The sequence below is a fragment of the Streptomyces sp. NPDC001606 genome (assembly GCF_053596835.1).
This window is the reverse complement of sequence record NZ_JBSFHC010000024.1, coordinates 118,363-132,768: the sequence shown is the minus strand read 5'-3', so window position 1 is coordinate 132,768 and position 14,406 is coordinate 118,363. Positions and strand designations below refer to the sequence as shown.

General features: G+C 74.3%; 14 protein-coding genes and 2 pseudogenes. 5 read left to right on the top strand and 11 right to left on the bottom strand.

The window, feature by feature from the left end; genetic code table 11:
• Positions 1-113: pseudogene (locus tag ACWCV9_RS33315) on the top strand (neutral zinc metalloprotease); the annotation flags it as partial.
• Positions 114-198: 85 nt separating this feature from the next.
• Here the strand turns inward: ACWCV9_RS33315 and ACWCV9_RS33310 are convergent.
• Both ACWCV9_RS33310 and ACWCV9_RS33305 read right to left on the bottom strand, forming a co-directional pair.
• Complete coding sequence (locus tag ACWCV9_RS33310) at positions 199-954, bottom strand: dienelactone hydrolase family protein (protein WP_450792204.1); 756 nt, start codon at positions 952-954, stop codon at positions 199-201.
• 165 nt (positions 955-1,119) lie between these two features.
• Positions 1,120-1,740, bottom strand: coding sequence for an L-threonylcarbamoyladenylate synthase (locus ACWCV9_RS33305; RefSeq protein WP_385840983.1), 621 nt, complete (start codon positions 1,738-1,740; stop codon positions 1,120-1,122).
• Between the two features lie 271 nt (positions 1,741-2,011).
• On the opposite strand from ACWCV9_RS33305, the gene ACWCV9_RS33300 reads away from it, so the two are divergent.
• Positions 2,012-3,559 (top strand): helix-turn-helix domain-containing protein, encoded by a 1,548-nt coding sequence (locus ACWCV9_RS33300; protein WP_450792203.1) that lies wholly within the window; start codon positions 2,012-2,014, stop codon positions 3,557-3,559.
• A gap of 135 nt (positions 3,560-3,694) precedes the next feature.
• On the opposite strand, the gene ACWCV9_RS33295 is transcribed toward ACWCV9_RS33300, so the two are convergent.
• The gene (locus ACWCV9_RS33295) at positions 3,695-4,927 is read right to left on the bottom strand and encodes a cytochrome P450 family protein (RefSeq protein ID WP_450792201.1); all 1,233 of its coding nucleotides are present in this window, start codon (positions 4,925-4,927) and stop codon (positions 3,695-3,697) included.
• 119 nt (positions 4,928-5,046) lie between these two features.
• A complete protein-coding gene (locus ACWCV9_RS33290) occupies positions 5,047-6,312 on the bottom strand; it encodes a serine hydrolase domain-containing protein (RefSeq protein ID WP_450792199.1) in 1,266 nt (421 codons plus the stop codon).
• A gap of 228 nt (positions 6,313-6,540) precedes the next feature.
• Here ACWCV9_RS33290 and ACWCV9_RS33285 point away from each other — a divergent pair, with 228 nt between their 5' ends.
• A complete protein-coding gene (locus ACWCV9_RS33285) occupies positions 6,541-6,816 on the top strand; it encodes a hypothetical protein (RefSeq protein ID WP_450792197.1) in 276 nt (91 codons plus the stop codon).
• A 30-nt stretch (positions 6,817-6,846) separates the two neighbouring features.
• On the opposite strand, the gene ACWCV9_RS33280 is transcribed toward ACWCV9_RS33285, so the two are convergent.
• Positions 6,847-7,314: a hypothetical protein gene (locus tag ACWCV9_RS33280; protein WP_450792195.1), complete on the bottom strand. Its 468-nt coding sequence runs from the start codon at positions 7,312-7,314 to the stop codon at positions 6,847-6,849.
• A gap of 218 nt (positions 7,315-7,532) precedes the next feature.
• Positions 7,533-8,639 carry a PP2C family protein-serine/threonine phosphatase gene (locus ACWCV9_RS33275; RefSeq protein ID WP_450792193.1) on the bottom strand — a complete coding sequence of 369 codons (1,107 nt, stop codon included), beginning with the start codon at positions 8,637-8,639 and terminating at the stop codon, positions 7,533-7,535.
• Between the two features lie 289 nt (positions 8,640-8,928).
• On the opposite strand from ACWCV9_RS33275, the gene ACWCV9_RS33270 reads away from it, so the two are divergent.
• Positions 8,929-9,615, top strand: a complete 687-nt coding sequence (locus tag ACWCV9_RS33270) for a cysteine hydrolase family protein (protein WP_450792191.1) — start codon at positions 8,929-8,931, stop codon at positions 9,613-9,615.
• Here ACWCV9_RS33270 and ACWCV9_RS33265 read toward each other — a convergent pair.
• The 5 genes from ACWCV9_RS33265 to ACWCV9_RS33245 all read right to left on the bottom strand — a co-directional run bounded on the left by ACWCV9_RS33265 (position 9,566) and on the right by ACWCV9_RS33245 (position 13,731).
• The gene (locus ACWCV9_RS33265; protein WP_450792190.1) at positions 9,566-10,450 is read right to left on the bottom strand and encodes a Gfo/Idh/MocA family protein; all 885 of its coding nucleotides are present in this window, start codon (positions 10,448-10,450) and stop codon (positions 9,566-9,568) included. The genes ACWCV9_RS33270 and ACWCV9_RS33265 overlap by 50 nt on opposite strands.
• Positions 10,451-10,485: 35 nt before the next feature.
• Complete coding sequence (gene tgmB / locus ACWCV9_RS33260; protein WP_450792188.1) at positions 10,486-11,469, bottom strand: ATP-grasp ribosomal peptide maturase; 984 nt, start codon at positions 11,467-11,469, stop codon at positions 10,486-10,488.
• Between the two features lie 17 nt (positions 11,470-11,486).
• Entirely contained in the window at positions 11,487-11,678 is a 192-nt protein-coding gene (gene tgmA / locus ACWCV9_RS33255) for a putative ATP-grasp-modified RiPP (RefSeq protein WP_450792187.1), read from the bottom strand.
• Positions 11,679-11,788: 110 nt separating this feature from the next.
• On the bottom strand, positions 11,789-12,625 hold the full coding sequence (locus ACWCV9_RS33250) for a fructosamine kinase family protein (protein ID WP_450792211.1): 837 nt from the start codon (positions 12,623-12,625) through the stop codon (positions 11,789-11,791).
• A gap of 221 nt (positions 12,626-12,846) precedes the next feature.
• The gene (locus ACWCV9_RS33245) at positions 12,847-13,731 is read right to left on the bottom strand and encodes an SCO6745 family protein (protein ID WP_450792185.1); all 885 of its coding nucleotides are present in this window, start codon (positions 13,729-13,731) and stop codon (positions 12,847-12,849) included.
• A 370-nt stretch (positions 13,732-14,101) separates the two neighbouring features.
• Here ACWCV9_RS33245 and ACWCV9_RS33240 point away from each other — a divergent pair.
• A pseudogene (locus ACWCV9_RS33240) lies at positions 14,102-14,406 on the top strand (hypothetical protein); the annotation flags it as partial.

Genomic DNA, 14,406 nt, shown 5'->3' with positions numbered 1-14,406 from the left:
TCGACCTGTCCTCGCTGGCGGGCCAGACGGTCACCCTGAAGTTCAACGGCGTGGAGGACTCCTCCCTCCAGACCAGCTTCGTCGTGGACGACACCTCCCTGACGACCGGCTGACCCGGCACCGGACCACGGTCCCGCATCTCCTCCGGGAGTGCGGGACCGTGGCATGTCCGGCCCCGGCCCGTCCCGGCCGCCGGGGTCAGAACGTGCGCCGCAGCAGGCCGAGCAGCGCCGACCAGTGCCGCTCGTCGGCCTCCTTGCCGTAGGCGGGGGTGTCCGCCTGCGTGAAGCCGTGGTGGGCGCCCTCGTAGACCTCGCAGGTGTGCCGGACCCCGGCGTCGGTCAGGGCCTTCTCCAGCAGCTCGATCTGCTCCACCGGCAGCGAGGGGTCGTTGTCGGCGTGCCCCAGGTACACCTCCGCGGTGATGCGCGGGGCCGCCAGATGGGGGCTGTCGGGGGCGTCGGTGGCGAGCCGGCCGCCGTGGAAACCGGCCGCGGCCGCGACCCGGTCCGGGTGGGCGCCCGCCGTCCACAGGGCGAGCCGGGCGCCCATGCAGTAGCCGGTCAGCGCGACCGGACCGTCGGCCACCACGGGGCTGTCGGCCAGCACCCGCAGATAGGCCTCGGCGTCCCGCTCGATCATCTCCGAGGTCAGGGAGGCCACCACCGGGCCGACCCGGTCCCAGATGGTCGGGTCGGCGTCCGGGTCGATGAACTCGGGCAGCTCGACCACCGGGGCGCGGCCGAGCCGGTAGAACACGTTCGGCACCAGCACGGTGTAGCCGGCGGCGGCCAGCCGGTCGGCCATCGACTTCAGGTACGGGCGCATGCCGTAGGCGTCCTGGTAGAACAGCACACCCGGACGGGGCTGTCCGTCGGCGGGGTGGACGAGGTAGGCGTCACAGACGCCGTCCTGGGTCTCGATGTCGAGTGCGGCTGACTGCACGTCGGTCATGGGTAACACAGCCCTTCCTCGGAATACGCAAGAACGCGGGAGAACCGGGAACCAGGGACCCCGCGGCGCGGGAACGGGCGCCGCGCGGTGGCGGCCCCCGGCACCACTGCTACCGATCATGCTGCCACGCACGATCCGGACCACCGAACCCGATGAGCCGCCCGCTCACTCGAAGCGGCCGGTGTCCCCCGCGCCGCGGCGCACGATCTCCGGCTCGCCGCCGGAGAAGTCGACCACCGTCGTGGGCTCGGTGCCGCAGTCGCCGGAGTCGACCACCGCGTCCACCACATGGTCCAACTGGTCCTTGATCTCCCAGCCCTGGGTCGGCGGCTCCTCCTCGTCCGGCAGCAGCAGCGTGCTGGACAGCAGCGGCTCGCCCAGCTCCGCCAGCAGCGCCTGGGTGACCACATGGTCCGGGATGCGCACGCCCACGGTCTTCTTCTTCGGGTGCAGCAGCTTGCGCGGCACCTCGCGGGTGGCCGGGAGGATGAAGGTGTAGCTGCCGGGTGTGGCCGCCTTCACCGCCCGGAACACGTCGTTGTCCACCCGGACGAACTGGCCGAGCTGCGCGAAGTCCCGGCACATCAGCGTGAAGTGGTGCCGGTCGTCCAGCTTGCGGATGGCACGGATCCGGTCCATGCCGTCCCTGCTGCCCAGCCGGCAGCCCAGCGCGTAACAGGAGTCGGTCGGATATGCGATGAGCGCGCCCGAGCGCACCGCGTCGGCGATCTGCGCGATGCTGCGCGGCTGCGGGTTGTCCGGGTGCACGTCGAAGTACTTCGCCATCCGCCGAGCTTATGCCGCCGCCCCGGCCGGTGCGCGCAGCGCCGGCGGCCCGGCCGCCATCGGTGCGCCGGGGGGACCGCCGCCGGCCGCCAGGTCTGGTGCGCGCAATCCCGGGCATCAGGTCCGTGAGCCGCCCGGGGTCCCCCCCTCCCCGGTGCGGCGCCTCCGCCGACGGCCACCCCCCGGGCCGTCGGCGGAGCCCTGCGCGGCCGGGTCGGGTAACGTGCGCCTGAGGACGCCCGGATGGACCCGACGACGAGGAGAGACACTGGTGGCCGGCGGAGCGGAGGAGAGTCCGGGTCCGGCGCCCGGGCAGCCCCACGGGGCCGACGAGGTCTGGGCGCGCCAACTGCTCGGCCAGCTGCGTCCCGCCGGGCGCGACCCGGGCCGGCTGCTCGCCTGGCTCGGCCGGACGCTGCAGGCGTCGGTCTCCCTCCAGGACGCCGACGGCGGCCTTCTCGCCGGGGAGCGCCTGCCGCTCGACGCGGCCGTGGCCGCGGGCATCACCGCGGGCCGGGTCGCCGGCGCCGCCCTGGAGGACGGCGCCCGGCATCTGCGCCTGGTCGGCATCCGCCGCCCGGGACCCCGGCCGGGACGGGCGGCCGTACTGGCCGTGGCCCGCCCGGCGCCCTTCGACCGGCACATGTCCGAGATCCTCAGCCACACCGCCGGAGTGCTCGAACTGCTGCTCCGCGAGCGGGAGTCGACCGAGTCCGCGGACCGGCTGCGGCGGGCCACGGCGGACCTGCGGCTGGCGATCCTGCAACTGCTCATGGTGGAGGACACCGTCTCCGCCCGCCGGGTCGCCGCGGGGCTGTGGCCGGGGCTGCTGGAGAAGGACACCACCCAGGTGTACGTCGTCGAGTGCACCGCCGCCGAGCGCGACCGGCTCGCCGACGCCTGCGCCGAGGCCACCGAGGGCCGGGCGCTGGTCGTGCGCTGTCCCGCGATGGACGAGCACGTCATCGTCGTCGGCTCCGCCGCGGAGGTGGAGGAGCGGCTGCGGGCCCTCGTCGCCGGCCGGCCCGGCACCTTCGTCGGCGGCAGCCTCCGGCAGCGCCTGGCCCGCACCGCCACCGCCTACGGCCAGGCCGTCACCGCCCTCGCCGTGGCCCGCCACCGGCCGGAGCGCGCCGCCGTCTACGCCGAACGCACCCGTCCCGCCCAGCTCATGGACCCGGGCGCGCTGCGCGCCTGGTGCGCGTCCGCGCTGCGCCCGCTCGACCTGCTGCCCCACCACATCCGGGCCGAACTTCTCGCCACCACCCGGCTCGGCCTGGAGTTCACCGCGGTGAGCGCGGCGAAGGTGCTCGGTGTCAGCCGCAACACGGTCCGCGCCCGCCTCGACCGGGTCGCGGCCCTGCTCGGCGCCGACTTCTCCGTGCTCACCGTGCGGGCCGTGACGCATGTCGCGCTCGCCACCGAGGCGGCCTGCGGGGCGTACGACCTCGGTGCCGAGCCGGACCGCCCGCAGTGTCCGGCGACGCTCCCGGCCCTGCTCGGCTCGCCCGCGCTCGGCTCCTGGGCCCAGGGCCTGCTCGGCCGCCTCGACGCGGACGGCCGGGACCTGCGCGGCACCCTGCGTGCCTGGATCGCCGCCGACGCCAACGCCGAACGCGCCGCCGAGGCGCGGGGCGTGCACGCGCAGACCGTCCGCGACCACATCAGGGCCGCCGAACCCGTGCTGGAGCGCCGGCTGCTGGCCGGAGGCACCGATCTGTACGAGGTCGTCCTCGCCCACCTGGTCACCGGCGACCTCGCCGTCCCTGTGCTCGACCCCGCGAACCGGGAGCAACCGGGCGCGGCTGTGCACGGATGAGTGCTCCGGCAGTCCGGCAGGGCACCGGTGCGCTACCCCGTGCGCGCGGCCGCCGTTAAGTTCTGGAGAGTGCAGGGGCCGTGACCGGAACGGGGGACCGGTCGCGGCCCGGCGCCCGTTCCGGGTGCCCGCCGCTCAGGGGCCCAGCCGGACCGGGATCTCCTGCCAGCCGTGCGTGATGAACGACGGCAGCTGCCGCAGCTCCTCGGCACCGACGGCCAGCCGCAGCCCCGGGAAGCGGGAGAACAGCGCGGGCAGTGCCGTGGTCGCCTCCAGCCGGGCCAGCGGCGCCCCGACGCAGCGGTGCACACCGATCCCGAACGCCAGATGGTCCGCCGCCTCCCGGGCCGCGTCGAAGACGGCCGCGTCCGCGCCGTAGTGCGCCGGGTCCAGACCCGCCGCCGCGTACAGGGTGATGATCGCGTCCCCCGCCGGGACCGTCACGTCCCCGACCGTCAGCTCCTCGACCGCGAACCGCAGGGGCAGCGCGGCGATGGACGGATGCACCCGGAGCGTCTCGTCGACCACCGCCGTCCAGCCGACCGCCCCCGAGCGCACCGCCGCCAGCTGCGCCGGGTGGGTCAGCAGGGCGACGGCCGCGTTGCCGATGAGGTTGACGGTGGTCTCGAACCCGGCCCCCACCACCAGCAGCAGCGTGTGCAGCAGTTCCTCGTCACCGAGGCGGTCGCCGTCCGTGTCCCGGAACCGGATCAGCTCGCTGGTGATGTCGTCGCCGGGGTGCGTCCGCCGGTGCTCGATCAGCGCACCGAGGACCGAGCCGACCCGCTGCTGCACCGAGGCCGCGTGCTCGGGGCTGGTGTCGGAGGTGTTCATGATGTCGGCGATCAGCCGTACGGCGTCCGACTGCAACTCCTCCGGCAGGCCGAGGAGTTCGCCGATCATGCGCATCGGCAGCGGATGCGCGAGCCCCGCCCGCAGGTCCACCGTGCGGCCGTCGGCGCCCGCGGCCGCCAGCTCGTCCAGCAGCTCGGCGGTGAGCGCCCGCACCCGCGGCAGCATCGCCTCGGTACGGCGGTGCGTGAAGCTCGGTGCGACCAGCTTGCGCAGCCGGGTGTGGTCGGGGCCGTAGGCGGTGAGCATGTTCACCACGCCCACCCAGGTGGCCACCCAGCTCCACTCCGGGTGCCGGCCCAGCTCCGGCCACAGCCGCCAGTGCCGGCGCGCGTCCTTGCTGACGCGGGGATCGAGGATCAGGTCTCTGAGGGTGTCGTAGCCGGTGGGCGCCCAGGCGGGGACGCCACCGGGCGGCTGCACGGGGACGAGGGGGCCGAGGGCGCGCAGCCGGGCGCTCTCCGCGACGATGTCGGAGCCGAAGGGGTCGAGGGCGATACGGTCGGTGACGGTCACGACGGGTCTCCTGGGCGAGCGGCGCTCGTACGACGCGTTCGCCCTTCAGTAGACGCCGCCCGGGGTGGCCGGCCCACCGAACAGGTTTTCCAGGGCCTGGATCCGGCCGAGATCGCGCCTCAACCGGTCCGTGTGACTGGCAGGTTGTAGACGTGTCCGGGGGAGATGATCCGGGTGATCGCCGTACCCAGCACGGTGCTGGGTTCCTGGCCCCGGTATCCGGTGTCGGTGTTGCAGAGGACGACGAGCGTGGTCCGTGTCGACGGCAGATAGACCGTCAGGGCCTCGTACCCCGGCAGCGAGCCGTTGTGGCCGATCCAGCCCCGCACGTCGAAGATGCCCAGGCCGTAACCGGCGCCCTTGAACGGGCCGGCCGGCAGTGTCATCAGCCGCTGCTCCTGGCTGGCGGTGCTGATCATCCGGGTCCCGTCCGGGAACTGGCCCGTGGCGACCGTCGGTGCCCAGGTGTGCAGATCGTCGAGGGTCGAGATCATCGCGCCGGCCGCCCAGGCCCAGGACGGATTCCAGTCGGCCGAGTCGGCCTCCTTGCCGTTCGCGGTCTGGAGGGTGTAGCCCTGCGCGTGCGGCGTGGGGAACTCGCTCCCGGTGGGGAAGAGCGTGTCCTTCATACCGGCCGGTTCGAGGATGTGCTGCCGGATGTAGTCCTCGATGTGCTGCCCGCTCTCCTTCTCCACCACCAGCCCCAGCAGGATCAGATTGGTGTTGCTGTAGAAGAACTTCGCCCCCGGCTCGAACATCACCGGGTGCTTGAAGGCGTAGTCGAGCAACTGCTGGGGCGTGAAGGGCTTCTGGGGGGCGGAGGTGAGCGCCTTGTCGAAGTCGGGGTCCTCGGAGTAGTTGAACAGCCCGCTGCGCATCTCGGCCAGCTGACGCAGTGTGATCCGGTCCCCGTTGGGCACGCCGGCGACGTACCTGCCGATCGGATCGTCCAGCCCGACCTTTCCCCGGTCCACCAGTTGCAGCAGCGCGGAGACCGTGAACATCTTCGTCTCGCTGCCGATCCGCATGAACATGTCCGGTGCCATCGGCTGCCCGTCGCTCTTGTCGGCGACCCCGAAGGAGCGGACGTAACTCGGCTGTCCCGGCGTCCAGATCCCGACGGTCACACCGGGGATGCTCGCCTGCCGCATCACCCGCTGGACGGCCGCGTCGAGCTGGTTCGCCACGGCCGGTGTGAGCGCGCGGACCTCGGACTGCGAGGGCGACGGAGTGGGGGCGGGAGGAGCAGGCGTGGGGGAGACGGCGGCAGGGGCGCCGCCCGGCACGAGGACCGGTGCGGCCCCTGCGGTGAGCGGTGTCAGCAGCGTTCCCGCCGTGACGGCGACCACGGTCCCCCGGCGCAGGTGTGCGGAGAAATGCGACATGGGCTGACTCCAAGCACGTGATGAGGAGTACGTGCGAGCGGGAAGCGACGTCGAAGCCCTGCCTTCCCAGCATAGGAGCGCCCACCCGGCACTGCCCGTCGGCCCCGCGCCGCCGGGCGGGATGCTTGTCGGACGGGCGGAGCGCCCCGTTCGGGGGATGGCCTCACCCGACCCGGTGAGGCCTGCGGCCGGGGCGTACCGGGGACCGGCCGCGGGCGTTGCCCCGGCATGAACCGCTTGGACTGGATGGACCGGCTCGAACGGCTGGAGGAGATGCGCCGGACGGAGCGGGCACGCAGAACGGATCCGTTCGCCCGGGTGGACCGCACACGGGAGCCGATCTACGCAGGGCTCGTCACCGAGTGGCGCGCGCAGGGCCGGACCGTGCCCGCCGAACCGGACGCGCTGTGGGCCGTCGCTCCGCCGGCCCCTGCACGGGACGCACTGCGGGCCGTACGTCCCGTGCCCGGCCGGCGTCCACGGCCCGAGCCGGAGCGCCCCTGATCCGCCCCTGATCCGCCGCCGCCCGGCCGGCTACCGGCCGGCCGGCGGTGCCAGGACGGCCAGGGTGCCGTTGGCCTGCTGCAACGCCTCCTCCAGCGGCTCGGGACCGTGCAGGGCCCCGGTGCCGTCGGGCGGGACCAGCCATTCCAGGGAGCGAGCGGGCCGGTACGGCGGCGGTACGGCGACCCAGCTGCCCTTGGCGGCGTAGCGCAGGCCGGAGCCGACCCAGCCCCCGGCGGGGTCGGGCGGGAGGAAGAAGCCGACCCGGCCCGCGGCGGTGTCGACCAGCGTGGGCCCCGGCAGGGGCAGGTCCGGCCGCCACAGCAGGTCCAGGGTGAGCAGACCCAGCCGCTCGGGGACGCTCAGCACGTCCCAGAAGCGGCCCGCTTCCAGCAGCGCGACGCCCTCGCCGTGATCCCACTCCCATTTGCAGGCCCGCGGGTCACCGGCCGCAGCGGCCAGCCACTCCACGCCCCGCATCCACATCGTGTTCGTCATGCACTGCTCCGAGGGTGTCCTCGCCCGCCTGCCATGCGTGCAGGGGGCGGCCATGGCCGGGCACTTGGTGCAGCTGCACGCCAACCCGGCATATGCATGCTGGTAGATATTTCTACGTGGCGGAAGGGGTGGCGAACCGTGGCGTTTGAGGCGACACGTTCGAACTCCGCGCGTCGGTTCGGGACGGCGGGGGAGGCCGAAGTACGGGATGGCCCAGGTCAGATGGCGTCGGTGTCCGGGGCGAGCACCAGCATGCTGACGTCGTCCCGGACCGTGCAGCCGAGCCGGGCCAGGTCCGTCCACACGGCACCGGGCAGCTCGGCGGACGCGGTCTGGGACAGGGCGGCCAGCCGTCCGGGCAGCGGATAGAAGGCGCCGGCGCCGTCCCGGGCCTCCCACACACCGTCGGAGGCCAGGAACAGCCGGTCACCGGGGGCCAGCGCCAGCGTGACCTCCTTCGGCGGATCCACGTCGACCAGGCCGAGCCCGAGCGGCGGCCCGGGCACCACGGCCACCTCCCGGGCCTGCCCCGCGTGCAGCAGCACGGGCGCCGGATGACCGCAGGCCACCACCCGCACCGCTCGCCCGTCGGGGGAGAACTCCAGCAGCACGCCGGTCGCGAACAGCTCCGCGTCCCGTGCCCCCGCCGCGTCCACCGCCAGCCTGCGGTCCATCCGCGCCGCCACCGACTCCAGCGCCGGCTGGTCCAGCACCGCCTCCCGGAACGCCCCCAGCAGCGCCACCACCGTCGCCACCGCCGACAGCCCGTGCCCCCGCACATCGCCCATCACCGCACGCACCCCGTGCGGCCCCTGCCGTACGTCGAAGAAGTCCCCGCCGACCAGCGTCCCGTCCTGCGCCGCCCGGTAGAAGCCCGCGCAGCCGACCGAGCCGACCCGCTCCGGCAGCGAGGGCAGCACCGCCCGCTGCACGGCCTCGCCGATCTCCCGCTCCGTGTCCAGCTGGGCGTCCCGCCGGCTGCGCACATAGGACACGAACACACTCAGCGCGGCCACGAACACGACGGTGAGCAGATCGGTGTTGCCGGGACGGTTCAGATGCGTGGCCGGCACGTTCAGTACGACCACCACGCCCACGCCGAGCAGCGCGGTCGCCAGCGGCCCGTAGGACAGGACCGCCAGCGGCGGGATCGCGCCCAGCAGAAAACCGGCGTCGCGCGCGTCCGGGGTGATCGCCGTGGCCACGCTGACGGCCACGAGCAGCAGCACGGGCAGCACCCGTACCCAGCGCGGCGGCGGCGCGCCCCGCAGCCAGCCGCGATCCTCCCGGTCCCTGCGCGACGACCAGCCGCGCACCGATCTCACACGCCCACGCTACGCCGACCGCCCCGGCCGGGCCTCCCGCGCTCGGGCCGCAAGGTTGCGGTGGGCCGGCGAGCCGTTCGAGCGGGAGTTTCGCGCGGGAGTGAGGGACGGCCGTACCGGAGCGCGCCGTGCCGTGCGCCGTCCGGCGGATTCCCCCCTTCGTGTGCTCGCACCGGGGTTCGCTGCCCCGGGTGCGCGGGGTGACCGATAGTGGACCGACCGTCGGGACCGGGCTCCGGCGCGTCGCAGTGGAAAGCAGAGGTGCCGACTCCATGCTCACCAGCCGATCATGACCGCACGCGAGCGGACGGCCCTGGTCGTCGTGGATCTCCAGAACGACTTCTTCGCCGGCCCCGCGGCCCGCGCCCGCTCCGGCGGCGGTCCGGGCGCGCTGGACGCGGTGGCGGCCGGCTGTGTCCGGGCGGTGGCGGTGGCCCGGGAGCGGGGCGTGGAGGTCGTGTTCGTCCGCTTCGCCGGCGACCTGGAACACCAGGGCGCCAGCTGGCGGCTGCGCGACCGGCTGCGGGGCAGACGGCCGAAGTGCGTGGCGGGCTCCTGGGGCGCGGAGTTCCACGCCGTGGCCCCGGCACCGGGCGAGCGGGTCTTCACCAAGCGGGCCTGCTTCGACGCCTTCCTCGGCGAGGGCTTCGAGGCGCATCTGGCTGCCGGGGGCATCGGGCACCTCGTCCTCGCCGGGCTGTACGCGGACGTGTGCGTGGACACCACGGCCCGTACCGCCTTCCAGAAGGGCTACCACGTGACCGTCCTGACGGACTGCACCGCGGCCCTGCACCTGCCGGACGAGTCCGTCCTGCGTTTCATGCGGGTCGTCTACGGCGCACGGACCACCACCGCCGACGACCCCACGGCCTGGACGCCCCCCACGGCCCCCTCGCCGGCACCCGGGACGACCGTGGGGCGTCGCTCTAGTCGCTGCTCCTCAACCGGGCCTCCGCCGTCGCCAGGATCTCCGTGACGCGCTGGCCGAACGAGGCGTCGCAGGCGTGCGGCCGGCCCGTGCGGGCGGCGGTCAGCAGGGCGTCGACCGCCCGGGAGAGTGCCGCGACCGCCCCCTCCGTGCCGTCCGGCAGCTGCGTCACCCCGGCCTCGCCCCACAGCTGCACGCCCGCCCCGGCCGCCGCGGGCGGTGCCGACAGGCTGAGCGTGAGGGTGCTGGACGCGCCGGTGGCGTGGTCGAGGACCAGGTGCACGGTGTCCACGGGACCGTACCCGGCCGCCACCACCTGCCGTACGTCCCCGAGGACCGGCAGCAGCACCGACAGGGCGTGCGGGCCGACGTCCCACAGGGCGCCCTTCTCCCGCCGCCACGGGGAGACCGCGTACGGGCTGCCGGAGGTGAAGACCGCCCCCAGCCAGTGCGCGCGTGCCGTGAACCAGCCCGCGGCCGCCGCCTGCTCCTCGATCCAGGCCTCCGGCTCCTTCTGGAACCGCAGGGTGAAGAAGACCACCGACGCCACCCCGGCCCGCTCCACCGCCGCGACGACCGCCCGGCCCGCCGCGACCGACACCGCGACCGGCTTGTCCAGCAGCAGATGCCGGCCCGCCCGCGCCGCGCGCACCGCCAACTCGGCCTGCACCGAGGGCGGCAGCGCCACCGCCACGGCGTCCACCTCGGCCAGCAGCGCGTCCACGTCGTCGTACGCGGTGACGGCGTACCGCTCCGCCAGCTCCGCCGCCGCCTCCGGACGGCGTCCCCACACCCCGGCGAACTCCACGCCGGGGTGAGCGGCGAGGGCGGGAGCGTGCGCCGCCTGCGCCCACGGGCCGGTCCCCAGCAGTCCGATGCGCATGTGACGTTCCTCTCTCCGAGCCGTTCCCCGCGTCCTCAGGATCCTGCGCGCCGATCCCCCGGCCCACACCCGCGGCCCGCATCGCCGTGCGCGGCGAGCCAGTCGGCGATGGTGGCGGCGATCGGCTGGCCGGTGTCCATCTCGACGAACCCGAACTGGCCCGACTGGTTGCACTCCAGGAACCACCAGATGCCGTCCGGGTCCTCCGCGAAGTCGAAGGCGCCGTAGGCAAGGCCGGCCTCGGCCAGATAGCGCAGCACGCTCTCGGCGACCCGCGGCGGCACCTCGGCGGGCAGCCAGGGAGAGACCGACGGGGCGAAGCGGACGTCCACGTCGTCGGGGTGGGCGTCCGGATCGGCCGGCTTGCGCGCGGCCAGCAGCGTGCCGCCGACGGCGGTGAGCCGGATGTCGGCCCGCTTGGTGACCCGCCGCTGCAACAGGGTCGGCCCGAAGGCGACCGCCGAGAAGTCGGTGTCCGGTGCGACCCTGCTGGTCGGCACCGCACGCGCCGGCTCCTGCGGGTGCGCGCCGGAGACCGGTTTGACCACCAGGTCCGGGAAGCGTTCCGCGAACTCCCGCGCCGCCTGCGGGAACGTCGTGATGAGCGTGGCGGGCACGGCGAGTCCCGTGCGCTGGGCCAGGTGCAGCTGCCACGGCTTGTGCCGGGCGCGGCGGGCGGCGTCCGGGTGGTTCATCCAGCGGGCGTCGGTGCACCGCAGCATGCCGTACAGAGCCTGCGCGGACTCCTCGGTCAGCCAGGCGGACGGATGGGCGGCGCGCGCGGCCGCCCGGCCGGGTCTGCGCACCCAGACGGAGCGCAGGCCGTTCACGCTCACCAGACGCCCGCCGACGGACAGATGCCCGCGGCAGGCGCCCTGCGCGTACTCGCCCGACAGTGCCACCCCCTGGGTCAGATCGGCGGGATCGAGCCGGACGACGGGCACGCCCGCCTCGCCCAGCCGGAGGACCACCATGTCCGCCGTCACGTCCTCTTCACTGGTCAGGATGAGTACCGTCATCTTCCGAAGCCCGCGGTTCAGTCGTCGAAGTGCGTCTTGGAACCAGCGGTCGACGTCGTGGTCCCGAACGCTCGCAGGGTCGCGTGATCGGTGGCCGCGATCCGTCCGTCCGGGAGGACGTTCACTTGCAGTCCGGAGTCATACGCGTACGGAGGAGTGACGTCCAACTGCACAGCAGGTCGCGCGTAGTTGAGCGTGAACGGTTGCATGGCCTCTCCCTGGTTCGGCTTTCACGTCCTTATACGAATCGAACGGGTGATTGGGTTCCTCACGCTGAGTGATCACGATGCGAAGCGGCTTCCGCCGGTGCCGGACCGGGTCAGCCCCGGAGCACGCCCCGGGCCACGGTCAGCGCCTGATCGGCGTATCCGCGGCCGAAGAGCACGGCGTGCACCAGCAGCGGGAAGAGCTGGTGCAGACCGATCCGGTCCCGCCAGCCCTCGGCCAGTGGTGCTGTCTGCTCGTACCCCTCGAGCACACGGTCCAGGTACGGGCAGCCGAACAGGTGCAGCATCGCCAGATCGGACTCCCGGTGCCCGCCGTGGGCCGCCGGGTCGATGAGCCGGACCTGGCCGTCCGCGCCCCACAGGACGTTCCCGTTCCACAGGTCGCCATGCAGCCGGGCGGGGGGTTCGGCGGGGCCGGCCAGCTCCGGGAGCCGCTCGCAGACCCGCTGGAACACGCCCGCCTCCTCCGGGCGGAGCGTGCCCCGGTCGATCGCGCCGCGCACATAGGGCAACACGCGGTGCTCGGCGTACCAGCGGGGCCAGTCGGTGCCGGGCGCGTTGCGCATGGGGGCGCGGCCGATGAACGCGTCCTCGGGGCCGCCGGGCGGCGGCGCCCCGAAGCGAGGTGCGCCCGCCGCGTGCAGAGCCGCCAGGGCCGCGCCGAAGCGCAGCGCCGCCGCGGGGCCGGCGCGCCCGGTCGCCACCCGCTCGGTCACCATCCAGCGCTCGTCGTGGCCGAGCACCGCGGGCACCCGGACCGCGTCCGCCGCGGCCAGCCAGCGCAGCCCCGCCACCTCCGCCCGCACCGCACCGGGTGCGTCGCCCCGCTTGACCATCACCGGCGTGCCGTCGGCCAGCGTCACCTCGGCGGGTGACCCGGACGCCGCCCGCACCCCGCTGACGGGCCGTCCGGTGAGCCGGGCCGCCACCTGCCCCGGATCCTCGTCTCGGTTGACCACGGCCATAGGGTACGGCCCTCAACAGCCGCTGCGCGCACGGCAGTTCGGGGCGCGGCGCGGCCGCCCGGCACGTTCCTCCGTACGGGTGCCGATCCCCGCTCCGGCGCGTCACGACGGTGGCCGGCGGGGCCTGAGTGATAGGTGAACCCAACGAGGACGGTTCGGCCGACGGCCGTCGCGCTGGCCGTGGCTCAGATGCCGCCGCGCGCGGCGGCCGCGGCCCGGGGCAGGCCCACCGGGTTGCCGGTCGGCAGCAGCCCCGAATCCTCGACCGAGCGGGCCAGCGGGGCCAGCAGCCCGGCCAGCCGCTCGGTGCGCTCCGCGCCGAGCGCGCGCCACGGGCTCTCGGCCGCCGCGTCGGTCAGCGCCTCGACCTCGGCGCGCACGGCGACCCCGGCCGGGGTGAGCGAGCCGTCCGCGGTGAGCAGGGCGCGCTCCCGCAAGCGTGTCTCGGCCGCCGCCCAGTCCGCCTGGTCCCACTTGCGGGTCTCCCGCAGGAACCGCCCGTCCGACTCGCCGGCCGCCGCCTTGAGCAGCATGGCCTCCACCGGGCCGATCCCCTGGCCCACGAGCACCGCGACATGCCCGTCACCCCGGTGCTCGCGCAGGGTCGTCACCGCCTGCCACAGCCGGGCGGTGGGCCGGTCCGGGCGCTCCAGCGCCTGGTTGGCGGCGCCCAGCACCCGGCCCGAGGTGTCGGCCGCCGCGGCCGCCTCCCAGGCGAGGTCCGCGGCCTCGGCGAAGTCGCCCGAGCCGACGACGTCCGCCCCGAACAGCCTGCTCATGGCCGCGTCCATGGCGTCCCGTCGGGCCGCGAGCACATCCTCGGGGGTGGCGAACGACCAGGCGTCGGGCAGTGCCCGCGTCACCCGGGCCGGATGGAAGACGTAGAAACTGCTCGTCACCACGGACGGGGCGACCGCGCCCAGTGGTGCCGCGCGCAGCGCGAAGTACCCCATCCAGAAGCCGCGCAGTCCCAGCGCGTCCGCCGCCCGATGCGCCTCCGGCGCGAAGTACACAAGGTCGTGCACGGGCTCGTACCGCTCCCACAGCGCCCGCGCCATCCCGTCCGCCACTGCTTCCTCCCGTTGAGCCGGCCTGTCCTGCTGACGGCACCAGCCTGCGTTATGACGGCGGTCATAACAAGCCTTTGCCCATGTTCCGCAGATCACGGGGAGAGCCGGTCCACGGCATGCGGACCGGCGGACGGAAGCGGCCAACTGGGGTGTGCCGTGCGGGCTGTCGCGGCGGGGTGCGCAGGGCGGCGATTGGCCCGGATGAGGGGCCGGAGCGGCGTGCCGCTGGGACAGACGGGTGGTGCTTGGACCCGGCTGGGCGGCTCGGATGGTGCGTTGGCCGGCCCTCGCTGACGGTGGTTCATGTCGGGACCGGGTTCAACCAGCTGATGCCGTATCTGCTGCTCGGTCACGGCGGAAGGACATGACTATGCGTTCTGCCCGCATGCTTCTTGCCACGGCGGCCACCGCCGCAGCCCTCGCCTTCGCCACGCCCGGGGCGGCACTCGCCGCGGTCGCGGGCGACGACGGGGGGCACGACGACTCCTCGTACAGCAGGGGTCACGACAACGACTCCGACCGGGACCACGACAATGATCACGGCTCGGACCACGACAACGAGCGCGGACACGACGAGCCGCGCGGCGGGATGCACACGGGTGGCGGAGCACTCGCCACGGTGCGGGGCCACGACCGGGGCTCCGACAGTGACCGTGGCGAGGACTCCGACCACGC